Origin of the sequence: Streptomyces venetus (assembly GCF_039540295.1) — a bacterium.
Classification (GTDB): Bacteria; Actinomycetota; Actinomycetes; order Streptomycetales; family Streptomycetaceae; genus Streptomyces; species Streptomyces venetus.
Genome location: NZ_BAABET010000004.1, coordinates 502,438 through 524,837, shown reverse-complemented (window position 1 = coordinate 524,837; position 22,400 = coordinate 502,438). Strand labels below are relative to the sequence as shown.

Annotated in this window: 20 protein-coding genes; 13 read left to right on the top strand and 7 right to left on the bottom strand. The window is 73.1% G+C overall.

The window, feature by feature from the left end:
• The first annotated feature begins 74 nt into the window (after positions 1 to 74).
• Together ABEA82_RS16075 and ABEA82_RS16070 are read left to right on the top strand one after the other, a co-directional pair.
• On the top strand, positions 75 to 1,580 hold the full coding sequence (locus ABEA82_RS16075; protein ID WP_345662155.1) for an APC family permease: 1,506 nt from the start codon (positions 75 to 77) through the stop codon (positions 1,578 to 1,580).
• 22 nt (positions 1,581 to 1,602) lie between these two features.
• A complete protein-coding gene (locus tag ABEA82_RS16070) occupies positions 1,603 to 3,270 on the top strand; it encodes an amidohydrolase (protein ID WP_345662154.1) in 1,668 nt (555 codons plus the stop codon).
• A 15-nt stretch (positions 3,271 to 3,285) separates the two neighbouring features.
• On the opposite strand, the gene ABEA82_RS16065 is transcribed toward ABEA82_RS16070, so the two are convergent.
• Positions 3,286 to 4,455: an MFS transporter gene (locus ABEA82_RS16065; protein ID WP_345662153.1), complete on the bottom strand. Its 1,170-nt coding sequence runs from the start codon at positions 4,453 to 4,455 to the stop codon at positions 3,286 to 3,288.
• A gap of 137 nt (positions 4,456 to 4,592) precedes the next feature.
• Here ABEA82_RS16065 and ABEA82_RS16060 point away from each other — a divergent pair, with 137 nt between their 5' ends.
• On the top strand, positions 4,593 to 6,071 hold the full coding sequence (locus ABEA82_RS16060; protein WP_345662152.1) for a glutamate-cysteine ligase family protein: 1,479 nt from the start codon (positions 4,593 to 4,595) through the stop codon (positions 6,069 to 6,071).
• A 20-nt stretch (positions 6,072 to 6,091) separates the two neighbouring features.
• On the opposite strand, the gene ABEA82_RS16055 is transcribed toward ABEA82_RS16060, so the two are convergent.
• From ABEA82_RS16055 to ABEA82_RS16045, 3 genes are all read right to left on the bottom strand, one after another.
• On the bottom strand, positions 6,092 to 7,213 hold the full coding sequence (locus tag ABEA82_RS16055; protein WP_345662151.1) for a Gfo/Idh/MocA family protein: 1,122 nt from the start codon (positions 7,211 to 7,213) through the stop codon (positions 6,092 to 6,094).
• A complete protein-coding gene (locus ABEA82_RS16050) occupies positions 7,183 to 7,893 on the bottom strand; it encodes a ThuA domain-containing protein (protein ID WP_345662150.1) in 711 nt (236 codons plus the stop codon). The genes ABEA82_RS16055 and ABEA82_RS16050 overlap by 31 nt, the downstream gene beginning before the upstream one ends.
• 66 nt (positions 7,894 to 7,959) lie before the next feature.
• The gene (locus tag ABEA82_RS16045) at positions 7,960 to 8,796 is read right to left on the bottom strand and encodes a class I SAM-dependent methyltransferase (protein WP_345662149.1); all 837 of its coding nucleotides are present in this window, start codon (positions 8,794 to 8,796) and stop codon (positions 7,960 to 7,962) included.
• Positions 8,797 to 8,873: 77 nt separating this feature from the next.
• On the opposite strand from ABEA82_RS16045, the gene ABEA82_RS16040 reads away from it, so the two are divergent.
• Positions 8,874 to 9,302, top strand: coding sequence for a helix-turn-helix domain-containing protein (locus ABEA82_RS16040; protein ID WP_345662148.1), 429 nt, complete (start codon positions 8,874 to 8,876; stop codon positions 9,300 to 9,302).
• A 420-nt stretch (positions 9,303 to 9,722) separates the two neighbouring features.
• Here ABEA82_RS16040 and ABEA82_RS16035 read toward each other — a convergent pair whose 3' ends face one another.
• Genes ABEA82_RS16035 through ABEA82_RS16025 form a run of 3 tightly spaced genes read right to left on the bottom strand, consistent with a single transcriptional unit; the run spans position 9,723 to position 12,884 of the window.
• Positions 9,723 to 10,532 carry a DeoR/GlpR family DNA-binding transcription regulator gene (locus tag ABEA82_RS16035; protein WP_345662147.1) on the bottom strand — a complete coding sequence of 270 codons (810 nt, stop codon included), beginning with the start codon at positions 10,530 to 10,532 and terminating at the stop codon, positions 9,723 to 9,725.
• 58 nt (positions 10,533 to 10,590) lie between these two features.
• Positions 10,591 to 11,643 carry a 4-hydroxythreonine-4-phosphate dehydrogenase PdxA gene (gene pdxA, locus ABEA82_RS16030; RefSeq protein WP_345662146.1) on the bottom strand — a complete coding sequence of 351 codons (1,053 nt, stop codon included), beginning with the start codon at positions 11,641 to 11,643 and terminating at the stop codon, positions 10,591 to 10,593.
• Positions 11,640 to 12,884, bottom strand: a complete 1,245-nt coding sequence (locus ABEA82_RS16025; protein ID WP_345662145.1) for a four-carbon acid sugar kinase family protein — start codon at positions 12,882 to 12,884, stop codon at positions 11,640 to 11,642. Before ABEA82_RS16025 ends, pdxA begins: the two co-directional genes overlap by 4 nt.
• A 219-nt stretch (positions 12,885 to 13,103) precedes the next feature.
• Between ABEA82_RS16025 and ABEA82_RS16020 the strand changes: the two genes are divergently transcribed.
• The 9 genes from ABEA82_RS16020 to ABEA82_RS15980 all read left to right on the top strand — a co-directional run bounded on the left by ABEA82_RS16020 (position 13,104) and on the right by ABEA82_RS15980 (position 22,358).
• The gene (locus ABEA82_RS16020; RefSeq protein WP_345662144.1) at positions 13,104 to 14,717 is read left to right on the top strand and encodes an ABC transporter substrate-binding protein; all 1,614 of its coding nucleotides are present in this window, start codon (positions 13,104 to 13,106) and stop codon (positions 14,715 to 14,717) included.
• 3 nt (positions 14,718 to 14,720) lie between these two features.
• Positions 14,721 to 15,650: an ABC transporter permease gene (locus tag ABEA82_RS16015; protein ID WP_345662143.1), complete on the top strand. Its 930-nt coding sequence runs from the start codon at positions 14,721 to 14,723 to the stop codon at positions 15,648 to 15,650.
• A 3-nt stretch (positions 15,651 to 15,653) separates the two neighbouring features.
• Positions 15,654 to 16,580 carry an ABC transporter permease gene (locus tag ABEA82_RS16010; RefSeq protein WP_345662142.1) on the top strand — a complete coding sequence of 309 codons (927 nt, stop codon included), beginning with the start codon at positions 15,654 to 15,656 and terminating at the stop codon, positions 16,578 to 16,580.
• The gene (locus ABEA82_RS16005) at positions 16,577 to 17,452 is read left to right on the top strand and encodes an ABC transporter ATP-binding protein (RefSeq protein ID WP_345662141.1); all 876 of its coding nucleotides are present in this window, start codon (positions 16,577 to 16,579) and stop codon (positions 17,450 to 17,452) included. The genes ABEA82_RS16010 and ABEA82_RS16005 overlap by 4 nt, the downstream gene beginning before the upstream one ends.
• Positions 17,449 to 18,261, top strand: coding sequence for an ATP-binding cassette domain-containing protein (locus ABEA82_RS16000; RefSeq protein WP_345662140.1), 813 nt, complete (start codon positions 17,449 to 17,451; stop codon positions 18,259 to 18,261). Before ABEA82_RS16005 ends, ABEA82_RS16000 begins: the two co-directional genes overlap by 4 nt.
• Entirely contained in the window at positions 18,258 to 19,238 is a 981-nt protein-coding gene (locus tag ABEA82_RS15995; protein ID WP_345662139.1) for an aldo/keto reductase, read from the top strand. Before ABEA82_RS16000 ends, ABEA82_RS15995 begins: the two co-directional genes overlap by 4 nt.
• A gap of 28 nt (positions 19,239 to 19,266) precedes the next feature.
• Complete coding sequence (locus tag ABEA82_RS15990; RefSeq protein ID WP_345662138.1) at positions 19,267 to 20,061, top strand: HpcH/HpaI aldolase family protein; 795 nt, start codon at positions 19,267 to 19,269, stop codon at positions 20,059 to 20,061.
• Positions 20,058 to 21,236 carry a sialidase family protein gene (locus tag ABEA82_RS15985; RefSeq protein ID WP_345662137.1) on the top strand — a complete coding sequence of 393 codons (1,179 nt, stop codon included), beginning with the start codon at positions 20,058 to 20,060 and terminating at the stop codon, positions 21,234 to 21,236. Before ABEA82_RS15990 ends, ABEA82_RS15985 begins: the two co-directional genes overlap by 4 nt.
• Before the next feature lie 108 nt (positions 21,237 to 21,344).
• Positions 21,345 to 22,358, top strand: coding sequence for a LacI family DNA-binding transcriptional regulator (locus ABEA82_RS15980; protein WP_345662136.1), 1,014 nt, complete (start codon positions 21,345 to 21,347; stop codon positions 22,356 to 22,358).
• Positions 22,359 to 22,400 lie beyond the last annotated feature (42 nt).

Genomic DNA, 22,400 nt, shown 5'->3' with positions numbered 1-22,400 from the left:
GCAATGGGCGCCTCGGCTGTTCGATCGCAGTCCCGCGCGGCTCTTCCCGTCCCCTCGTCCCCGAGGAGCCCTCCATGTCGTCCGCACCGAGCCCGTCCACCGGGCCACGCCCCGCCCTGCGCCGTTCCCTCGGCGTCGTCGACGGCGTCGCCCTCGCCGCCTCCAGCACCGCCGCCACCACCAGCATCGCCATCGGCATGGGGACGACCGCCTCCATCGTGGGCCTCCAGGCCCCGGCGCTCCTGCTGCTCGCGTTCCTGCCGGTCCTCGGCATCGCCACCGCCTACGCCCGGCTCAACCGCTCGGAACCCAATTGCGGCAACGGCTACGTGTGGGTCGGCAAGTCCCTCGGCCCCTGGCCCGGCTTCCTGACCGGCTGGGTCACCGTGGTCGGCTCGGTCGTCTTCTGCGCCTACACCAGCGCGATCATGGGCTCGGTCGTCCTGATCCTCGCCAACAGAACCGGCCTGCACACCCTCGCCGGCATCAGACTCGACCCCTCGTCCACCGGGGTCACCACGGCGGTGGGGCTGGTGATCCTCCTCGCCCTCACGGCCCTGACCGTCACCGGGATGCGTGCCACCACCCGCTTCCAGTTCGCCCTGCTGGTCTTCGAGTACACGGTGCTGCTCGGCTTCTGCGGCTGGGCCCTGGTCACCGGCCACCACGCCTTCTCCCTGTCCTGGTTCAACCCCTTCGAGATCCCCGACGGCACCGCCTTCGCCCAGGGCCTGGTCCTCGCGGTGTTCTTCTTCTGGGGCTGGGACGCGGCCTTCAGCGTCACCGAGGAGACCAGGAAGCCCGAGGACTCGGCCCGGGGCGGCTTCATCGCCCTGTTCGCCATGCTCGGTCTGTTCCTCTTCGCCTCGGTCGCCTTCCAACGCGAGATGAGCCTCGCCGAACTCGTCCGCAACGGCCCGCAGGCCCTGCCGTACCTCGGGGAGAAACTGGCCGCCGAACCCTGGGCGACCCTGCCCCTGATCGCGCTGATGTTCTCCGCCGTCGCCTCCGTGCAGGCCACCCTGATCCCCACCGCGCGCGGGCTGCTCGCCATGGGCCGCGACCGCACCATGGGCCCGCTGTGGACCAGGATCCACCCGCGCCACGGCACGCCCGCCGTCGGCACGGTCGTGGTGACGGCCATCGCCGGCGTGATCGCCCTGCTCGCCGTCGCGCTGCCCGAGCTGAGCGACATGCTGCTGGCCGCCGTCAACGCCATCGGCCTGATCGTCGCCCTCTACTACGGCCTCACCGCGCTCGCCTGCGCCGTGCGCTTCCGTTCCGCGCGGCACGCGGGAGTGCGTGAGGCGCTGCTCGCCGTCGGTGTGCCCGCCCTGTCCGGCCTGGTACTGCTGGGCCTCGGCGGCTACCTCGGATACTCGTACCTGACCATGACCGACCACTTCGAACTGAGCCCGGACAACGGCTGGTTCATGTTCTCGCTGCCCGCCGTGATCGTGCTGGCCGGCCTCGGCATGGCCGCGATCGCCAAGTACGTCAGGCACGCGCCGTACTTCGCCACCGGGCACGGCACCGACGCCGAGTCCCTCACCCTCCCGATGGACCGCACGGCGGTCTGACCCCCTCATGGAGCTCATCCCCATGTCTCACCCCCAGGCCACGGGACCCGCCGACCTCGTCCTGACCGGCGGCCCCGTGCACACCGTCGATCCCGCCCGCAGCCGCGCCACCGCCGTGGCCGTGCGCGGCGGGCGGATCGCCGCCGTCGGCCACGACGAGGTGCACGAGCTGATCGGGCCGGGCACCGAGGTCGTCGACCTGGCCGGGAAACTGCTGCTGCCCGGCTTCCAGGACGCCCATGTCCACCCCCAGGGCGCGGGCCTCGAACTCGGCCTGTGCCATCTCGCCGACACCGTCGACCCGGACGAGTACCTGCGCCGGATCAAGGCCTACGCCGACGAGCACCCCGACGCCGAGTGGATCACCGGTGGCGGCTGGTCCCTGGAGGCGTTCCCAGGCGGCTCGCCCACCGCCGCCGCCCTCGACGCGATCGTCCCGGACCGCCCCGTCTTCCTGCCCAACCGCGACCACCACGGCGCCTGGGTCAACAGCCGGGCCCTGGAGCGCGCGGGCCTCGACGCCCGTACCCCCGACCCCGCCGACGGCCGCATCGAGCGCGACGCCGGCGGCAACCCCACCGGCATGCTCCAGGAGGGCGCGGTCCACCTCGTCGGCAGGCTGGTGCCGGTCCCGACACCGGAGGAACAGCTCGCCGGCCTGCTCAGGGCCCAGGCCGTGCTGCACTCCCACGGCGTCACCGCCTGGCAGGACGCCATCGTCGGCGCGTTCGCCAACATGACCGACCCGGCGCCCGCCTACCGGGCGGCCCTCGACCGGGGCCTGCTCACCGCCCGCGTCGTCGGCGCCCTGTGGTGGGACCGCGGGCGCGGCGCCGAGCAGATCCCCGAACTCGAAGCCCGGCGCGAGGAGCTGAGCCTCGGGCGGTTCCGCGCCACGACCGTGAAGATCATGCAGGACGGCATCGCCGAGAACCACACCGCCGCCCTGCTCACCCCGTATCTGACCGGCTGCGGCTGCGCCTCGGACAACAGCGGCATCAGCTTCGTAGAACCGGGAGAGCTGAGGAAGTACGTCACCGCGCTCGACGCGCTCGGCTTCCAGGTGCACTTCCATGCGCTCGGCGACCGGGCCGTACGCGAGGCGCTCGACGCCGTGGAGGCCGCCCGGACGGCCAACGGGTGGCGCGACACCCGCCACCACCTGGCGCACCTCCAGGTCGTCCACCCGCACGACCTGCCGCGCTTTTCCGCCCTGGGCGCGAGCGCCAACCTCCAGATGCTGTGGGCCGCGCACGAACCGCAGATGGACGAACTGACCCTGCCCTTCCTCGGTGCCGAACGCGGCGCGTGGCAGTACCCCTTCGGCGGTCTGCTGCGCGCGGGGGCGACCCTGGCCGCCGGCAGCGACTGGCCGGTCAGCAGCCCCGACCCCCTCCAGGCCGCCCATGTCGCCGTCAACCGCATCACCCCGGACGCGCCCGACGGCACCCCGGCCTTCCTCCCGGAGCAGCGCCTCGACCTGGGGACCGCCGTCGCCGCGTACACGGCGGGCAGCGCCCATGTGAACCACCTCGACGACATCACCGGCAGCATCACCGTCGGCAAGGCGGCCGACCTCGTCGTCCTGGACCGTGATCCGTTCGCGGGCCCGCCCGAGGAGATCGCCGCCACCCGCGTCCTTCAGACCTTCGTGGACGGGCGGCGCGTCCACGCGGCTGCCGACGCCTGAGCCGTCCGTTCGGGATCAGCGGGCCGCGGCGGTGCGCGTCGCGAAGCCGATGACCGCGGCCACGGCGGCCAGGATCGCCACGCTGGTCAGGGCGGCGGGGAGGGAGAACCAGTCCGCCATGAACCCGATGGCGGGCGGCCCCAGCAACATGCCGCCGTAGCCCAGCGTGGAGGCGGTGGCGACCCCACTGGGGCCGGCGAGGGCGCCCGCCCGTTCCACGGCCACCGGGAAGAGGTTCGCGAGGCCGATGCCCGTCACCGCGTACCCGAGCAGGGCCGCCCACAGGGACGGGGCGAGCGAGCCGAGCAGCATGCCGGCCGCCGCGGTGGTGCCTCCGGCGACGACGGTCCTGGTCCGCCCCAGGCGTTCCAGGAGCGTCGTGCCGGTGAGGCGGCCGACCGTCATGGCGAGCGCGAAGCAGGAGTAGCCGACGGCGGCGGCACCCGGCGAGGCGTCCAGGTCCTGTTCGAGGTGGAGCGCGCCCCAGTCGGCCAGCGCCCCCTCGCCGTACGCGGTGCACCCCGCGATCAGCCCGAAGACGAGCACCAGGCCCCGGGTCCGGCCGGCCGGCCGACGCGGGACACCCTCCTCGGGCCGCGTGCGTTCCGGCGGCGCCGGGGGCTCGCACCGCAGGAGCGTGCGGCCCGCCACGGCGGTCACGAGCAGTCCGACGGCGGTGAGCAGCAGCAGATGCCGGGTGGGGGAGAGGGCGCCGGCGACCAGTCCGCCCAGCCCGGCGCCGATCATGCCGCCCATGCTGAAGGCGGCGTGGAAGCTCGGCATGATCGGCCGCCCCAGCGCGGCCACGAGATCGACGGCGGCGCTGTTGAACGCGACGTTGATGCCGCCGTACGCCGCGCCGAAGAGCAGCAGGACCAGGCCGAGCGCCAGGGCCGAGTGGGTCAGCGGGGGCAGGGCGACGCTGAGGGAGAGCAGGACGGCGCAGACCACGGTGATCTGGTGGTTGCCGTAGCGCCGGCACAGGCGCCCGGTGAGGATCATGGTGACGACGGCCCCGGCCGAGACGCCCAGGAGGGCGAGGCCGAGGGCACTGGCGGAGGCGCCGGTCTGCTCCTTGATGGCGGGGATGCGCACGACCCAGCCGGCGAAGACGAAGCCGTCCAGCGCGAAGAAGACGGTGATCGCGACGCGGAGTCGGGTGAGGGAGTCGCCGTTGCCCGGCACGACACTGTGCGTTCGGGGTTTGTTTATTTGCGGCACAAAGTCAGGCTAGGTGGGTGCGGCCGTCACGACAAGGTGCGACTCTGGGACCAGGGGTATCCGACCAGGGGTATCCGCCGAGGGAACTCGGGAGGAGCACGATGGGACGTGACGTGCCGGCCCTGGTGTTCACACGGGAGGACCGCCGTCGGTACCGGGACAAGATGCACACCGACCTCGAAGTGCTGGCCCGGATGCTGCACGAGTCCGGCTTCGAGAGCGAGCGCCCGCACGTCGGGCTGGAGATCGAGCTCAACCTGGTGGACGATCACGGTCTGCCGGTCATGCGCAACACGGACGTGCTCCGGGCGATCGCCGACCCCGCCTGGTCGAGCGAGCTGGGACGCTTCAACCTGGAGATCAACATCCCGCCGCGGGAGCTGACCACCGGCGGCCCCGGAGCCTGGGAGCAGGCGATCCGGGACGCCCTCAACCACGCCGAGGACCGGGCCTCCGCCGTGGGCGCCCACCTGATCATGGTGGGTATCCTGCCGACCCTGCGGGAGTCGGACGTGAGCGAGTCCGCCCTCTCCGGTGACCCGCGCTACCGGCTGCTCAACGAGCAGATCTTCGCGGCGCGCGGCGAGGACCTGCGGATCACGGTCGACGGCGTGGAGCGCCTGTCGACGTACGCCGACACCATCACGCCCGAGGCCGCCTGCACCAGCACCCAGTTCCACCTCCAGGTCGCCCCCAGGCAGTTCGCCGACTACTGGAACGCCGCCCAGGCCGTCGCCGGGGTGCAGATCGCCCTGGCGGCGAACTCGCCCTTCCTGTTCGGCAGGGAGCTGTGGCGCGAGACCCGTATCCCCCTGTTCGAGCAGGCCACCGACACCCGGCCCGAGGAGATCAAGGCCCAGGGGGTACGGCCCCGGGTGTGGTTCGGCGAGCGGTGGATCACCAGCGTCTTCGACCTCTTCGAGGAGAACGTCCGCTACTTCCCGGCCCTGCTGCCGCTGTGCGACGACGAGGACCCGCAGGAGATGCTCGACCACGGCGGCATCCCGCAACTGGGCGAACTCACCCTGCACAACGGCACGATCTACCGCTGGAACCGCCCCGTCTACGCCGTCACCGGGAGCGGCCCGCACCTGCGGATCGAGAACCGGGTGCTGCCCGCCGGCCCCACCGTCGCCGACACCATCGCCAACGGCGCCTTCTACTACGGACTGACCCGCGCCCTGGTCGACGAGGACCGGCCGGTGTGGACGCGGATGTCCTTCTCGGTCGCCGAGGAGAACCTGCACACCGCGTCCCGCGAGGGCATCGACGCCCGCCTGTACTGGCCCGGGACCGGTGAAGTGCCGGTCACGGAACTGGTGTTGCGGCGCCTGCTGCCGCTCGCCCACCGGGGCCTGGAGCTGGCCGGCATGGACGCGGCCTGGCGCGAACCCCTGCTGGGCATCATCGAGCAGCGCTGCGTCACCGCCCGCAACGGCGCCCTGTGGCAGGCCGAGACCGTCCACCACCTGGAGAAGGCCGGCATCTCCGACCGGCGAGAGGCGCTGCGGCAGATGACCACGACGTACATGGACTACATGCACATGAACGCGCCCGCACACACCTGGCCCGTGGACTGACCCCCCGGGACTCCGCCCCGTCACGCGGGGCTCGCGGCGGGCCGGGCTCCCCACTCCTCGGCAGCCGTCAGCGGCACGGGGGCGGGCGGCTGTGCCGACGTCGTCAGCTCGATCCGCCGTCCCTCGGCCGACGAACGGAGCAGGGCGGTCATCGTCTCCAGCACGTGCAGGGCGAGTTCGCCGTTCGCACGCGGCGCCCGCCGCCCGCCGGCGGCGACGAAGTCGAGCAGTCCGACGCCGCGGGCGCCGTCGGCGTAGCCCGCGGACGGCGGGAGGGTCCGCCACTGGGTGCCGCCGAGTTCGAAGAGCCGTACGTCGCCGTCGAAGCGGTTGGGGTCCGGGACGGCGAGGGTCCCCCGCTCGCCGTGGACCTCGATCGGGGCCGCCGTGGTGGCCACCCCGTCGAAGCTCGTCGTGATCGTCGTCAGCGTCCCGTCCGCATGCTCCAGCACACCGGAGACATGACTGTCCACCTCCACCGGTATGCGCTCGCCCGTACGCGGCCCGGAACCGATGACCCGCTCGGCGCGCAGCCGGCTCGACGCCCCCGTCACGGCCCGTACCGGACCCAGCAGGTGGATCAGGGACGCGAGGTAGTACGGCCCCATGTCGAGCAGGGGCCCGCCGCCCTCGGTGTAGTAGAAGTCGGGGTGCGGGTGCCAGCGCTCGTGGCCCGCGGTGACCATCACGGCCGAGGCGAACAGCGGGCGTCCGATGCTCCCCGCCGCCACGGCCGCCCGCGCGGTCTGGACGCCGGTGCCGAGCACGGTGTCCGGCGCGCATCCCACCCCGACCCCCGCCTTCGCGGCGGCGTCGATGACGGCGTGCGCCTCGGCGAGCGTGGCGGCCAGCGGCTTCTCCCCGTAGACGTGCTTGCCGTGGCCGATGGCGCCGAGGGCGATCGCCGCGTGCGCGGCGGGGGTGGTGAGGTTCAGCACCGTGTCCACGTCCGGGCTGCTCAGCAACTCCTCCACCGTCAGAGCCCGGACGCCGGGAAGTTCGGCGGCGACGGCCGCCGACCGGGAGGCGTCCAGGTCGGCGACCGCGGTGACCCGCACGGCGGAACGGCCGGCGAGCGTGTCCAGGTACGCGCGGGAGATGACGCCGAGCCCTACGACACCGACGCGGTGCGCGTCGCCCACAGCATGCCCCTCTCGACGATGGTGCGGACGTTGGGGTTCTCCAGGACGTCGACGCTGTGCCCGGGCGTCGTCACCACGATCCGTCCGGCGCCCCAACGGCGGGTCCAGACCGCCGGTGAGGTGACCGGCCGGTGCCAGGGTTCCCATGACCGGGTCGGGTGCGTGGTGGTGGCCAGGACGTCGATGAGGTCGTCGTGGAGCACCCAGTACTGCTCGGTGTGCAGCTCGAAGTCCTCGATGCCCGCGGTGACGGGGTGCTCGCGGCCGGCCTCGGTGAGGGCGATGGTGTGCGGCAGGAAGTTGTCCTCCGCCTCCCCGCGGCGCTCGCACGGCTCCTTGCCCGGGTGGGTGGCGAACTGGCCGCCCACCAGGTGCAGATAGTCGGCGGACGCGCGGAAGGAGTCGGCGATGCCGCCGTGCCAGCCGGTGAAGCCGGTGCCGGCCACGACCGCGGCACTCAGCCCCGCCAGCTCCTCGCGCGTGATCTGCGACATCGTGACGCACTGCACGACGAGGTCGGTCCCGGCCATCTCGGCGGCGTCGGCGTAGACGCCGGTCGACTCCTCGACCCGGACGGTGTATCCATTGCTTCGCAGGAAGGGCAGGAACAGGTCCGTCGCCTCGACCGGCTGGTGCCCCTCCCAGCCGCCCCGGACCACCAGTGCTCTCTTGGGCGTCATATCGATCTCACTATGCGCCGGGCGCCCGCACGTACGAAAGGGGGCCGGGCCTCACGAAAGTTTCGCCTACGAGGCCCGGGCACCGACCGTCCAGCAGGCCGCCGTGAAGCGGACTTCCGACCCGTGCACGAAGGGGTCGAAGGCCGGTCGGACCGTCTCGACGACCCGCGCGCGGGTCTGCTCGTCCACCTCGGGCAGGAACATGCCGAGCGGACCCAGCCGGGTGAAGTAGCGGACCAGGTCCCGCTCCGGCAGGGTGCAGACCACGTCGACCGGCCGGATGTCGATCCCCGCCCAGCCGCTCTCCGCCAGGACGCGGCGGACCCGCTCCGGGTCCGCGAAGGCGAACTGCCCCGGCTGGTCGGGGCGCCGGGCGGGCAGGTCGGGCAGGAACGGGGCGGCGGCGCGCTCGGCCGTCGTCATGAACGGGTTCTCGCCCGGATCGCGCCAGACGACGAACCGGAGAACACCGTCGTCCCGGACGGCGCTCCGGAGATTCGCGAGGGCCCGTACGGGGTCGTCGAAGAACATGACGCCGAAACGCGAGATGACGGCGTCGAAGGTGCCCGGCTCGAACGCGTACTCCTGGGCGTCGGCACGGACGAAGGACGCCGGAACGCCCTCCCGCTCGGCCCACGCCCGCGCGGCCTCGATCATCGGGCCGGAGATGTCGACACCGACGCTGGGCCCGACCCGCCGTGCGACGGCCCGTGTGATGCCGCCCGTGCCGCAGCCCACGTCGAGTACCCGGCCCGCCCGTTCGGCGGCCATCGCCTCGACGAGCAGGTCCTCGAAGGGCCTGAACATCTCGTCCAGCACCGCCTGGAGATCGACCCAGGCGTCTCCGGCGCGCCCGTTCCAGCGGGCGGCCTGTTCCTCGTCGGTCCTGCGCTCGGCGTCCATGCTCGCGGTCCCCTCTGCTTGCCTTCGTCGTGCCGTGCTGACAGCGTTCTGCTTCAAGTCGACTTGAGGTCAAGACAATGACAGAGCTGGACATCGCCGAAGTGGCGCAGCGCGCCGGGGTGCCCGCCTCGACCCTGCGGTTCTACGAGGAGAAGGGGCTGATCGCCTCGACCGGCCGGCGCGGCCTGCGCCGCCAGTACGACCCGGGCGTCCTGGAACGGCTGGCGCTGATCGCGCTGGGGCGGACGGCCGGGTTCACGCTCGACGAGATCGCGCTCGTGTTCACCCCGGAGGGGGAGCCGCACATCGACCGGCGGATGCTGACGGACAAGGCCGAGGAACTGGACCGGCGGATCCGTGAACTGGGCGCCCTGCGCGACTCCCTGCGGCATGCCGCCGCGTGCCCCGCACCCCGCCACCTGGAGTGCCCCACCTTCCGCCGCCTCCTCGACACCGCCGCGTCCGGCGCTGCCACGACGCCGAGAAGGCGGGTTCCTCCCCGCTAGCCGGAGCCGCCGCACTCGGCCCAATCCTGGTGCGCGCCTTGCCTGTCGCTGACCGACATGGCCTTCCTCACGACCGCCACTCTGGCGATGCGGCCGATCGGCGCCCCGCTCTTCGGCACCCGCCCGCCCGGCGCGGTTTCTGGTCGGCAGAGCGGCTACTCGCCGGGGTATCTGCCGGCCACCGCTGCGTTCTTCGTCATCGAACCCGCCTTCGGCCGGCGGGGGCTGTTCGCGTTCAGTCTGCACGCGAGGGCGTGGACCGTCCTGCCCACCGTCGCCGTGGTGATCCTGCTGAGCGCGATCGGCCAGGAGGCGAAGGGGATTCCGCTTCGGCGGCAGCGGGGCCCGGGCCCCGAGCCAGGGCCACGGGCACGGCGCCGTCATGACCGGCACCGTCCGGCGGATCGGGCCTGTGCGGCCCTACTCGTCGCCGCCGCGCGGCGCGACCGGCACCGGCTCCGGAGTGGTCGTCACGGTTCTGACCCCGCGCGCCCGCAGTGCTTCGAGCACGCTCGGGTCGGCCGTGTCGTCGGTGACCAGCGTCCAGCCTTCGCGCAGCGCCGTCCAGGCGTGGAAGGGGCGGCGGCCCAGTTTCGCCGCGTGGGCGAGGACGTAGACGTGGTCGGCGCGGCGGGCCATCAGTTCCTTGAGGCGGGTCTGGCGCAGGTCGGCCTCGCAGATGCCGTGTTCGGGGGAGATGCCGTCGGTGCCGAGGAAGACCCGGTCGAACGTCATGCGCTCCAGGGCCGCTTCGGTGAGCGGTCCGACGAAGCCCTGGCTGAGTGGGCGCAGGGTGCCGCCGAGGCACTCCACGTGCACCGTCTCGACGTCGGACAGCGCTTGCAGCGCGGTGAGTCCGGTCGTCGCCACGGTTATGTCCTCGGCCGTGCGCAGCTCGTGGGCGAGCGCACCCACCGTGGAGCCGGCGTCGAGCAGCAGGGTCTCGCCGGGCCGCACCCGCGCCGCCGCCCAGCGGGCGATGGCCTGCTTGGCCTCGAAGGCCTCGCCCACGCGCTGCCGCAGTGACGCCTCGGGGTGCGCGGCCAGCGCCATGGCACCGCCGTAGGTGCGGGCCAGACGGCCGTCCGTGGTGAGCTTGGCCAGGTCGCGGCGGATGGTCGACGCCGTCACGCCGAACAGCTGGGAGAGCTCTTCGACGCTCGCGAGGCCGGTGGTGGTGGCGAGGTGGACGATGCGGTCCCGCCGCGCCTTGGATCCGATCACAGACATCGGTTCTTCGTGTCCTTAAAGGTCCTGGGCCGTACAACGTACCTGTCGCCGACCGAGGTCAGCGGGCGACCGGGGCGGTCGACATCTCGGCGGCCTGGCGCAGGGCCTCGACCATGCTACCGGCCTCGGCCCGGCCCGTACCGGCGATGTCGAAAGCCGTGCCGTGGTCGACGGAGGTGCGGATCACGGGCAGACCGACGGTGAGGTTGACCCCGGCCTCGATGCCGAGGACTTTGACCGGGCCGTGCCCCTGGTCGTGGTACATCGCCACGATGAGGTCGTAGTCGCCGCGCGAGGCCAGGTAGAACGCCGTGTCCGCGGGCAGCGGGCCGCGGGCGTCGATGCCGTCGGCGCGGACCGTCTCCAGCGCCGGGACGATCTTCGTCTCCTCCTCGCCGTAGCCGAACAGGCCGTTCTCGCCCGCGTGCGGGTTGATGCCGCACACGCCGATCACCGGGTCGGTGGTCCCGGCGCGCACCATGGCCTCGTGGCCGCGGCGCACCGTGCGCTCCACCAGGCCGGGCTCGATGCGGTTGACCGCGTCGATCAGCCCGATGTGGGTGGTGACGTGGATGACCTTCACCCTGGGCGTGGACAGCATCATCGACACCTCCTCCACGCCCGTGAGGTGGGCGAGGAGTTCGGTGTGGCCGGGGTAGAGGTGGCCGGCGGCGTGCAGGGCCTCCTTGTTGAGCGGCGCGGTGCAGATGCCGTCCACCTCGCCGCGCATGGCCAGTTCGGCGGCGACGCGTACGTAGTGGTAGGCGGCGTCACCCGCGACGGCGGACAGCTCGCCCCAGGGCAGGTCGGCGGGGAGCAGCCCGAGGTCGATCACGTTGACGCGGCCGGGCGTGAACTCCGCCTGGGCCGGGGTGTCGACGGGCACGATCTCGCAGGTGATACCGAGGACGCCGGCCGCCTGCCGCAGGCGCTCGGCGTCGCCGACGACCACGGGACGGCAGTCGCGCAGGGTGTCGGGGTGCAGCAGCGCCGGCACGATGACCTCGGGCCCGATGCCCGCGCCGTCGCCCATGGTCACCGCGATGACCGGGAGCGGCGCTGCGGTGGCCGCGGTGTGACCGGCGGTGGCGGCGGAGGGGACTGCGTTCACGGGGCTACTCCTGTGGGGTCGGTCGGAACGTGGTGTACGGGTGCGGGGCGCAGTGCCCGGACGATGCGCCGCAGCGAGTCGGCCTCGCCGTAGCTGCCGGGCCGGGTGACGACCGAACGGCCGTCGGGCGTACGGGAGACCACCGCGCCGTGGTGGACCTGGCCCACCGGGCGCAGGTCGGTGATGCGCAGGACGTCCAGGACGCGGCGGGCGGTCTCGCCGCCGGTGAGGACCAGGTCGCAGCCGTGCGCCGCGTCGGCGACGGTGTCGGCGAGCGCGGCGACCAGCCGGCGCGCCAGGGCGGGACTGGCCGCCCCGGTGATGCGGACGACCGTGACGGGGGCGACCGGAGGTGAGAGTCGTTGCGGGGAGCGCAGGAGCTCACGGGTGCCGAGGGCGATGTGCTGGGCTCCGTCCGCGACGAGGTGCGCGACCTGTCCGCGGGCGGACGGCTCCGCCGTTCCCACGACGACCAGGAGCGGCCGTACGGTGTCCCCGGGATGCGGCGCGAGTGGCGTGGGCACGCGGGTGCCCAGCAGACGTCCCAGGGCGCCCGCGAGCCCACCCGTGCCCAACAGCCGTACACCGGGGCCCAGTTCGAGCGCCACCGCGGCGATCGCGTCGAGGTCGGCTTCGGTCTCCGCGTCACACACCGGATGCCGATCTTGCGCGAAACGCGCACGCAGCGCTTCCCGCAGTGCGCCGGGTGCGCCGCGCACCACCGTGAGCGGTACCGGAGCCGACGGCAGGTCACCGAGCGCCGCGGCGACCGAGGGCGGGGCGGGCCGGGTCTCGGCGCGCCACGCCTCCGTCTCGTGCAGCGGCACCCCGTCGAGATGCACGACGCCGCCCCGGACCGTACGCCGGGCCGCCGGCAACGCGGTGGCGATCACCACGCCCGCGCCGCCCTGCGCGTAGGCGGCCGCCTCGGCGGCGAGATTGCCCCGCAACAGCGAGTCGATCTTCTTGAACAGCACCGTGCCGGTGGGGGCCGCGTGCGTGACGTCGCGCACCGCGCGCGCCGCCCGCGCCCCGGGCAGCTGCCGCGAGTCGAGGTCGACGACGAGGGCCTCGCCGGGTGGGGCAGCCACCGGTTCGGGGGCCGGACCCAGCAGGATCCGGGCGGGAGTGCGCAGCGCCACGGCGGTCTCGGCGGCACCGGAGAGATCGTCGGCCAGCGCGAGCACGGGCCGGTGGGCGGCTCGGGCGGGGCCGCCGGAGCCGGCTGCGGAGAGGGACACAGGTACCTCCTCGGGCGGCCCGGTCGGGCTGCCTCGTGGAACTGATGATGACATGAGTTGCGCGAAATGCGCGAGACCCCTTGCGTGATTCGCGCAACCGTGCCACCTTTTCCGGCGCGACACCTGTTCGTATCCCGCCGGCCGGGCCCCCGACCGGGCCGAGGCGAGAGCCGCACGAACACCGAGCCGGTCGCCTCCCGGAACGCGAGAAGGTCGACGATGACCCCAAGCCCGCACAGCGCACCCCCGGACCACCAGCCCCCGCGAGACCCCCTGGTCCGCCCCGTCCGCCGCCGCACCCTGCTCCGCCTCGGCGCGCTCGGCGGCACGGGCCTCGCCCTCGGCCCCCTGTCCGCCTGCGCCGGACCCACCGGAGCCCCCGGCCCCGGCACCCTCACCCTCGGCCTGAACCGCTCCCTGGTGAGCCTGGACAACAAGCTCAACCAGTTCGACGCGGCCGTCACCGTGCAACGCGCGGTCCGCGAGGCCCTCACCCGCATCGGCCCCGGCTTGCGCGTCCAGCTCGTCCTCGCCGACCGGTTCGCGATGACCGGGCCGACCACCTGGAGCGTGCGGCTGCGCGAGGGCGTGCGCTACTCCGACGGCAGCCCCGTCACCGTCGAGGACGTCGCGACCGCCGTGGAGATGTACGGCAAGGTCAACGGCTCCTTCCTCCTCGGCCTCTTCCCCGAGCTGCCCACCGTCGAGAAGACCGGCGAGCGCACGTTCGAGCTGCACACGAAGCGCCCGGTGCCCGTGCTCGACCGCCTCATGGCCAACATCCACATCACCCCGGCAGCCGCCAACCGCCCCGAGGAACTCCAGAGCGGCGTCGGCTCCGGCCCGTACAAGGTGATCGAGGCGAACAGCGGCGCCGGTGAGTACACCCTCGCCCGCAACCCCCGCTACTGGGGCCGCGCGCCCCACGTCGACCGGGTCCGCGTGCGCTTCGTGCCCGAGGAGTCCAGCCGGGTCATCGCCCTGCGCAGCGGCGAGCTGGACGTCGTCGACACCCTCACCCCGGACTCGGCCGAGCAGCTCACCGGTCTGCCGGGCGTCGCCGTCCAGGAGACCTCCGGCGTCCGCATCTGCCAGCTCTTCTACAACTTCCGCAAACCCGGCGACCACCCGCTGTCCGACGCCCGGGTCCGCCGCGCCCTCACCTACGCCATCGACGGCGAGGCCCTGGTCAAGGACGTCCTCACCGACTCCGCCGAAGCGGCGCGGGGAGTCGTCCCGCTCGCCCTCGAAGGCGCGGTCCGCACCGGCTCCTACACCTACGACCCGCGCAAGGCCAGGGCACAGCTCAAGCAGCTGGGCGCCGAGGGCCTGCGGATCCGCATCCTCTGGGAGTCGGGCGAGTTCGCCGCCGACAGCTCCGTCATGGAAGCCGTCGCCGACATGTTCCGGGAGATCGGTGTACGGGCCTCCCTGCTCCAGTTCGAACCCGGCGGCGACATCCTGAAGTGGCGGCAGGGCCGCGGTGGCGACTGGGACGTCATCGGCAACGGCTTCCCCGGCACCACCGGCCAGGCCCTCACCTCCCTCCAGGGCATGTACGGCGGCACCCCCGAACGGGAACGGACCCGCGACACCTACATGGGCTACGTGGTGCCCGACGTCCTGCGCCGCCTCGAGGACGCCGCCACCGAGACCGACGCCGCCGCCCGCGACCGCAAGCTGGCCGCCGCGCAGCACGCCATCTGGAACACCTGGCCCAGCCTGTGGGCGTTCGCTCCGAAGACGCTGCTCGCCCGCCGCGAGCGCGTGCGCGACCTGGGCCTGCTCAAGCTCAACTGCTACGACCTGTCCGCCGTACGACTGGAGGGCTGAGCCGTGGCCACCTATCTCGCCCGCCGCATCGGCCAGAGCCTGCTGGCGATCTTCCTCACCCTCACCACGGTCTTCCTGCTGCTGCGCCTCGCCCCGGGCGACCCGGCCGCCGCCTACGCGGCCCCCAGCGCCACGGCCGCCGATCTCGCCCGTATCCGCGCCCAGTTCGGCCTCGACGAACCGCTCGTCACCCAGTACGGGATCTTTCTGAAGGACCTGTGCACCGGGAACCTGGGCACCAGCTACTCCTTCCACGCCTCCGCGTTCCAGGTCGTCATGGACCGGCTGCCGTACACCATCACCCTCGCGGTCTCCGCCATCGCGGTCACCACACTCGTCGCCGTACCGCTCGGCGTCTGGATGGCCCGGCGCGCCGACACCAAGCGCGAGCTGGGCGCCAACGTCCTGACGATCACCGGGCAGTCGATGCCGGACTTCTGGACCGGCGTGATGCTGCTGACCGTCTTCGCGGTACTGCTCCCGGTGCTGCCCGCCTCCGGGTTCACCTCGTGGAGCGGCCTGGTCCTGCCCACCGTGACCGTGGCCGTCCTCCAGCTCGCCCTGGTCTCACGGCTGGTGCGCCGCGAGATGACCACCGCGCTCGCCGCCCCCTACACCACGGTCGCCCGCTCCCGCGGCGTCTCCGAACGAGCCCTGACCTGGCAGTACGGTCTGCGCAACTCCGCCGTGCCGCTGGTCACCGCCCTCGGCACCCGGTTCGCGGCCCTGCTCAACGGTGTCGTGGTCGTCGAGGTCGTCTTCGGCTGGCCGGGCGTCGGCTCGCTCGTCGTGCGCGCCCTGGCCACCCGCGACTACCCGCTCATCCAGGCCACCGTCCTGGTCACGGCCACCCTCGCGATCCTCGTCCAGCTCCTGGTCGACCTCGCCTACCCGCTGTTCGATCCGCGCGTACGACTCGGAAAGGCGGCCTGACCCATGGCCAGTGTCACGTCCACTCCGGCCGCCGACCCGGCCGCCCACGCCGAGCGGCCCAGTGCCGTCACCGCCCGCGACCTCACCCGGGCCACCGCCACCCGGCAGCGGCGCAGCTCCCGCTTCAAGATCTGGGCCGGGTCCGTCTGCACGGCCCTCGTGGTCCTGCCGGTCGCCCTGGCGAGTCTGCTGCCGCTGCCGGACGCCAACGCCCAGGACCTGTCCGAGCGCCGTCTGCCGCCGCTGAGCGCGGGGCATCTGCTGGGCACCGACCAGCTCGGCCGCGACCTGCTGTCCCGGATCCTGCATGGCGGTCAGGTGTCCCTGTCGGTCGGCGTCCTCGCGGTCCTGGTGTCCGGGCTGATCGGCATCGTCGCCGGGTCGGCCGCCGGGTTCTTCGGCGGCTGGGTCGACGCGCTCGTCTCCCGCTTCCTGGAGGCGCAGCTCGCCCTGCCCCTGCTGATGATGCTGCTGCTCGTCGTCGCCCTGTTCGGCCCCTCGGTCACCGTCATCACCTGCGTGATCGCCGTCGCCCAGTGGCCCGAGGTGGCGCGGCTGACCCGCTCCCTGGTCCTCGTCGAACGCGAGAAACCGTACGTCGCCGCCGCCCGCGTGCTGGGCCTGCGCGGCTGGTCGGTCCTCACCCGGCACGTCGTACCCAACGTCGTGAAGCCGGTGAGCCTCGTCGTGCTGCTGCTGCTCGCCCAGGCCGTCCTGCTGGAGAGCGCGCTGAGTTTCCTCGGCGCCGGACCGCAGCGGCCGTTCGCCACCTGGGGCCGGATCATCTCCGACGGCCAGGCCTACATCACCACCTCCTGGTGGCTGGTCACCCTGCCCGGCCTGGTCATCGCCCTCCTCGTGGTCGGGGTCAATCTGCTGGGCGACGGGCTGCGCGACCGCACCCGCCGCCGGAAGGGAGCGGGAGCATGACACCGCTGCTGGACGTTCGTGATCTCCAGATCGAACTCATCACCGGGCACGGCGTCGTCCGGGCCGTGGACGGCGTCAGCTTCACCGTCGGCCGCGGCGAGACCGTGACCCTCATCGGCGAGTCCGGCTCCGGCAAGTCGACCACCGCGATGGGCGTGCTGCGCCTGCTGCCGGAAGGACTCGCCGTGCTGTCCGGCAGCGTCCGCATCGGCGGCCGGGACGTCGTCGCCGACCCCGGCGCGGCCCGCGCGGTCCGCGGACGGACGGTGTCCCTGATCCCGCAGGACCCGATGACCGCCCTGAGCCCCGTCCACACCATCGGCAGGCAGCTCGGCGACGCGCTCCGGTTGCGGCACCCCGAACTCTCCAGGGCGCAGGCGAGGGAGAAGGGCATCGAGCTGCTCGGCCAGGTCCGCATCAGCCGCCCGGAGACCCGCTGGACGTCCTACCCGCACCAGTTCTCCGGCGGCATGCTGCAACGCATCCTCATCGCCATCGCCCTCGCCGGTGACCCGGAACTCCTCGTCGCCGACGAGCCCACCTCGGCCCTGGACGCGACCGTGCAGGCCAGCGTCCTGGACCTGCTGATGGAACTCCAGGAACGCACCGGCATCGGCATGCTGATGATCACCCACGACCTGGGCGTGGCCCGGCTGGTGTCCGACCGCATCCACGTCATGAAGGACGGCCGTTTCGTCGAGTCGGGACCGGCCGAGCGGATCGTCGGCGAGCCCGCCGAGCCCTACACCCGCGCCCTCCTCGCGGCAGTGCCCCGCCTGGGCGCCTGGGACGAGGACGAGCCCGCCGCAGAGGGAGCGGTCACAGGGGGAGCCGTCACAGGGGGAGCCGCCACCGAGGGAGCCGCCACATGACACTGTTGTCCGTCGAGGACCTGGTCGTCGAGTACCCGACGCCCAGCGGCCCCTTCCGCGCCGTCGACCAGGTCGGCTTCCAGCTCCACGAGGGCGGCTCGCTCGCCGTCGTCGGCGAGTCCGGCTGCGGCAAGTCGACCCTCGCGCGGGCCCTGGTCCGCCTCCTCACCCCGAAGTCCGGCCGTATCGTCCTGGACGGCACCGACATCGCCGGCCTGCCCGAACGGAGACTGCGTCCGCTGCGGCGCCGCGTGCAGATGGTCTTCCAGGACCCCTACGGCTCCCTCGACCCCCACCTGACCGCACAGCAGATCGTGGCCGAGCCGCTGCGCCTCGCGGGCGTGTCCGACCGTGCCGAACGGGCCCGCCGCGCCGCCGAACTGCTCGACCAGGTCGGCCTGCCCCCGTCCGCCCTGGAGCGCCGCCCGGCCGACTTCTCCGGCGGCCAGCGGCAGCGCATCGGCATCGCCCGCGCCCTCGCCTCCCGCCCCGACCTGCTGGTGTGCGACGAGGCGACCTCCGCGCTCGACGTGTCGGTGCAGGCCCAAGTGCTCGCTCTGCTCAGGGAGTTGCAGGAGGAGACCGGCATCGCCTACCTCGTCATCGCGCACAACCTCGGCGTGGTGCGCGAGATGAGCACCGACGTCGTGGTGATGCGGGCCGGGCGCGTGGTCGAGGCCGGACGGACCGAGAGCGTCCTCGCCGCCCCGGCCGACCCCTACACGCGTGCCCTGCGCCGCGCCGCCCTCGACCCGACCGCCATCCACGGCGTGAAACCGCGCCGCGTACCGGAAGGAAGCCCCTCGTGACGACCGGCATCACCCTGCCGAACACCACCGTCCCGCTCTCGCGACTGGTGCTCGGCACCATGACCTTCGGCGACACCGTCGACCGCGGGGGAGCGGCGGCCATGCTGGACGCCGCCCTCGACGCCGGGATCACCGGGGTCGACACCGCCAACGGCTACGCGGGCGGGGAGAGCGAGCGGCTGCTGGGGGAGCTGCTGCCCGGCCGCCGCGACCGGATCGTGCTGGCCACCAAGGCCGGCATCCCGCACCCCGACCAGGGCCAGCACGCGCCCCTGTCCCCGGCCGGCCTGCGAGCCGCCCTGGACGGCAGCCTCAAGCGGCTCGGCACCGACCACGTCGACCTCTTCTACCTCCACCAGCCGGACCGCTCGACCCCTGTCGTCGAAACCCTGGCCGCCGTCGCCGAGTTCGCCGCCGAGGGCAAGATCGGAGCGCTCGGCGTCTCCAACTTCGCGGCCTGGCAGATCGGCGAACTCGTCCGCACGGCTGACGAGGTGGGCGCCCCGCGCCCGGTCGTCGCCCAGCAGCTGCACAACCTCCTCGCCCGCCGCGTCGAGGAGGAGTACGTCGAGTACGCGGCCGTCACGGGCCTGCGCACCATGGTCTACAACCCGCTCGGCGGCGGCCTGCTGACCGGCCGTCACCACTTCGGGCAGGAGCCAGGCTCCGGACGCTTCGGCGACTCGCGGCTCGCCGCCATGTACCGGCAGCGGTACTGGGACGAACGGCTCTTCACCGCCGTGGAAGCACTGTCCGCCGTGGCGGAGCAGGCCGGCCTCCCGCTCACCGACCTCGCGCTGCGCTGGCTGCTCGACCGGCCCTCCACCGACGCACTGCTCCTCGGCGGCTCCCGGACGGAGCACCTGCTCGCCAACATCAGGGCCGCCGCCGCGGGCCCGCTGCCCTCCGACGTCACCGCCGCCTGCGACGAGATCGGCGCCCGGCTGCGCGGCCCGATGCCCGCCTACAACCGCTGACCACGACCCCGCCAAGGAGCCCACCCCCATGCCCCCCGCCCCCGGCACCCCCGCCGCCTTCGCCGCCGCCCTGCGCTCCCGCGCACCACTCGTCGGCTACTGGTCCGTCCTGGACTCCCCGGTCTCCACCGAACGCATCGCCCGCCTCGGCTACGACTACGTCGCCCTCGACGCGCAGCACGGCCTCCTGGAGTACGCGGGCGTCCTGCGCTCCCTCACCGCCATCGACACCAAGGGCTCGTCGGCGGTCGGCCTGGTCCGCGTCGAGGCGAACGACCCGTCCCCGATCGGCAAGGCGCTCGACGCGGGCGCCGCCGGTGTCATCGTCCCGCTGGTCGACACCGCCGGGGACGCGGCCGACGCGGTGGCCGCCGTACGCTACCCGCCGCACGGCCGTCGTAGCTACGGACCCATGCGCTCAGGCCTGCGCATCGGCCCCGATCCGGCCGACGCCCACGCCCAGACCGTCGTCCTCGCGATGATCGAGACCGCCGAGGGTCTTGCGAACGTCGAGGCCATCTGTGCCACCGACGGTCTCGACGGCGTCTATGTGGGCCCCTCCGACCTGCGCATCGCGCTCGGCGGCGCATCGTCCACCGACCCTGCGCTCGCCGACGAGTTCGAGGCCGCGCTCGTCTCGGTGCGCACGGCCGCGGCCAGGGCGGGCATCGCGGCCGGCATCCACACCCCGGACGGCGCGAGCGCCGCCAAACGCCTCGCCGAGGGCTTCACCTTCGCCACCGTGGCCTGCGACCTCGTCCACCTCGAACAGGCGGCCGCCGGCCATCTGAACGCCGCCCGCCAGGCAGGCGAGGCCCGATGACCGCCCCCGACGGCACCCTGCGCCCCCACCCCACCGAGCCGGGCCGCGCGGAGACCCACCTGGCCGCCCCCGCCGTGCAGAACCATGCCGCCAACCTCACCGTCCTGCCCGGCGGCGACCTCGGCTGCGTCTGGTTCGGCGGCACCCAGGAGGGCGTCGCCGACATCTCGGTGTGGTTCTCCCGCCTCGCCCCGGACGCCGACACCTGGTCCCTCCCGGTCCGTCTCTCCGCCGACGACACCCGCTCCGAACAGAACCCGCTTCTCTTCCCGGCCCCCTCGGGCGACCTCTGGCTCCTGCACACCGCGCAGCGCGCCGGGCACCAGGACACCGCCGAGGTCCGGCTGCGCGTCAGCCAGGACGAGGGCGCCACCTGGGGACCGGCCCGCGTCCTGTTCCCGGCCACCGAGCAGGGCGGCGTCTTCGTACGCCAGCCCGTCGTCCACCTGCCCGGCAGCGAAAGGCTGTTGCTCCCGGTCTTCCGCTGCGTCGCCACACCCGGCACCTCGTGGTCCGGCGACCGGGACACCAGCTCCGTCATGATCAGCGACGACGGCGGACGCCACTGGCACGAGCGCCCCGTCCCGGGCAGCACCGGCCTCGTCCACATGAACATCCGCCCGCTGCCGGACGGTTCACTCCTGGCCCTCTTCCGCAGCCGCCGCGCCGACGCCGTGCACAGCAGCACCTCGCACGACGGCGGTGAGACCTGGACCGAGCCACGCCCCCTGGACCTGCCGAACAACAACTCCTCCGTCCAGTACACCGTGCTCGCCGACGGCAGGCTCGCCCTGGTCTACAACCACAGCAGCGCGGCCGACGCCAGCGCCCGCAGGGTGTCCCTGTACGACGAGATCGACGACGAGGGCGTGGCCGGGACGTCGTCGGGAACCACCCCCACCGGCGACGCCTTCTGGGGGGCTCCCCGCGCCCCGCTCTCCCTGGCTCTCTCCTCCGACCACGGACGCACCTGGCCCCGGCGGTACGACCTCGAGACCGGCGACGGCCACTGCCTCACGAACAACTCCCGCGACGGCCTCAACCGCGAACTGTCCTACCCCTCCGTCACCCAGAGCCAGGACGGCACCGTCCACGTCGCCTACACCCACCATCGCCGCACCATCAAGCACATCCGTCTGGACGGCGACTGGCTGAAACGGGAGTTCCCGGCCTGACCACGAACGGCGGGCGGGCGAAAAACGTTCTACACCCGATCACGTTATACTTGCCGCGCCCGAGAAGGCCACCGTCGTGCCTGGTCGCACGGCTGCTACAGCGAGGGGGTGGACGCCGTCCCGGCACGCCCCGCCCGCATCCAGGACGTCGCGGCCGCCGCCGGCGTCTCGGTCTCCACGGTGTCGAACGTGCTCAACCGGCCCGAGCGCGTCAACGCCCGGACCGCCGAGCGCGTCCGCGTCGCGGTCGCCGCGCTCGACTACGTCCCCCACCCGGGAGCCGCCGGCCTGCGCACCGGCCGCGCCTGCGCGATCGGGCTGGTGCTGCCCGACGTGACCAACTCCTTCTACGCGCGCATCGCCCGGGGCGCCGCCGACGCGGCCTACGACCACGGCTACTCCCTCGTCCTCTGCCACAGCGGGGACGCCCCGGAACGCGAGCAGGGCTACTTCAGCATGCTCGTCGAGCAGCGGGCCGTCGGTGTCGTCGTCGTGCCGCTCAGCGCCGACCCGGGCCGGCTGGCCCGGCTGCGCGAGCGGGGCATCCCGCTCGTCCTGGCCGACCGAGCGATGCCCGAGCGGGACGGCTGCTCGGCCTCCGTCGACGACATCGCCGGCGGCCGCATCGCCGTACAGCACCTGCTCGACCGCGGGGCACGCGACATCCTCGTGGTCAACGGCGAGCGCGGGATACGCCAGTGCGCGGACCGGTACCAGGGAGCCCGGCAGGCCGTGCGCAGCCGGCGGGAGGCACGGCTGGACCAGGTCGTCGCCGAGCAGATGTCCGTCGCGTACGGCAAGAAGATCGCGGACGGGCTCGACGACCTGCCCGACGGGGTGTTCTGCACCAACGACTTCCTCGCGGCCGGCCTGTGCCGGGGGCTGACCGAACGGGGCCTGCGCATCCCCGAGGACGTGCAGGTCGTCGGCTACGGGGACCTCGACATCGCGAGCTTCGGGGCCACCACCCTGACGACCGTCCGGCAGCCGGTCGAGGACCTCGGCCGGGCCGCCGTCGAGATGCTGCTCGACGAGATCGAGGCCCGTGCGGACCACGTCCACGAGACCCGTGTCTTCGCCCCAGGTCTCGTCCTGCGCGACTCCACCCGACCGCCCGCCTAAAGGGTGTTGCAAAATGCCCGCCACCAGGCCTTCTGCAACACC

Bases quoted from the DNA above. Each gene is read 5' to 3' on its own strand.
- ABEA82_RS16020 (WP_345662144.1), top strand. From the start codon at position 13,104: ATGACCCCAAGCCCGCACAGCGCACCCCCGGACCACCAGCCCCCGCGA.
- ABEA82_RS16070 (WP_345662154.1), top strand. From the start codon at position 1,603: ATGTCTCACCCCCAGGCCACGGGACCCGCCGACCTCGTCCTGACCGGC.
- ABEA82_RS16040 (WP_345662148.1), top strand. From the start codon at position 8,874: ATGACAGAGCTGGACATCGCCGAAGTGGCGCAGCGCGCCGGGGTGCCC.
- ABEA82_RS16045 (WP_345662149.1), bottom strand. From the start codon at position 8,796: ATGGACGCCGAGCGCAGGACCGACGAGGAACAGGCCGCCCGCTGGAAC.
- ABEA82_RS16050 (WP_345662150.1), bottom strand. From the start codon at position 7,893: ATGACGCCCAAGAGAGCACTGGTGGTCCGGGGCGGCTGGGAGGGGCAC.
- ABEA82_RS16060 (WP_345662152.1), top strand. From the start codon at position 4,593: ATGGGACGTGACGTGCCGGCCCTGGTGTTCACACGGGAGGACCGCCGT.
- ABEA82_RS16005 (WP_345662141.1), top strand. From the start codon at position 16,577: ATGACACCGCTGCTGGACGTTCGTGATCTCCAGATCGAACTCATCACC.
- ABEA82_RS16075 (WP_345662155.1), top strand. From the start codon at position 75: ATGTCGTCCGCACCGAGCCCGTCCACCGGGCCACGCCCCGCCCTGCGC.
- ABEA82_RS15985 (WP_345662137.1), top strand. From the start codon at position 20,058: ATGACCGCCCCCGACGGCACCCTGCGCCCCCACCCCACCGAGCCGGGC.
- ABEA82_RS16035 (WP_345662147.1), bottom strand. From the start codon at position 10,532: ATGTCTGTGATCGGATCCAAGGCGCGGCGGGACCGCATCGTCCACCTC.
- ABEA82_RS16010 (WP_345662142.1), top strand. From the start codon at position 15,654: ATGGCCAGTGTCACGTCCACTCCGGCCGCCGACCCGGCCGCCCACGCC.
- ABEA82_RS15990 (WP_345662138.1), top strand. From the start codon at position 19,267: ATGCCCCCCGCCCCCGGCACCCCCGCCGCCTTCGCCGCCGCCCTGCGC.
- ABEA82_RS16000 (WP_345662140.1), top strand. From the start codon at position 17,449: ATGACACTGTTGTCCGTCGAGGACCTGGTCGTCGAGTACCCGACGCCC.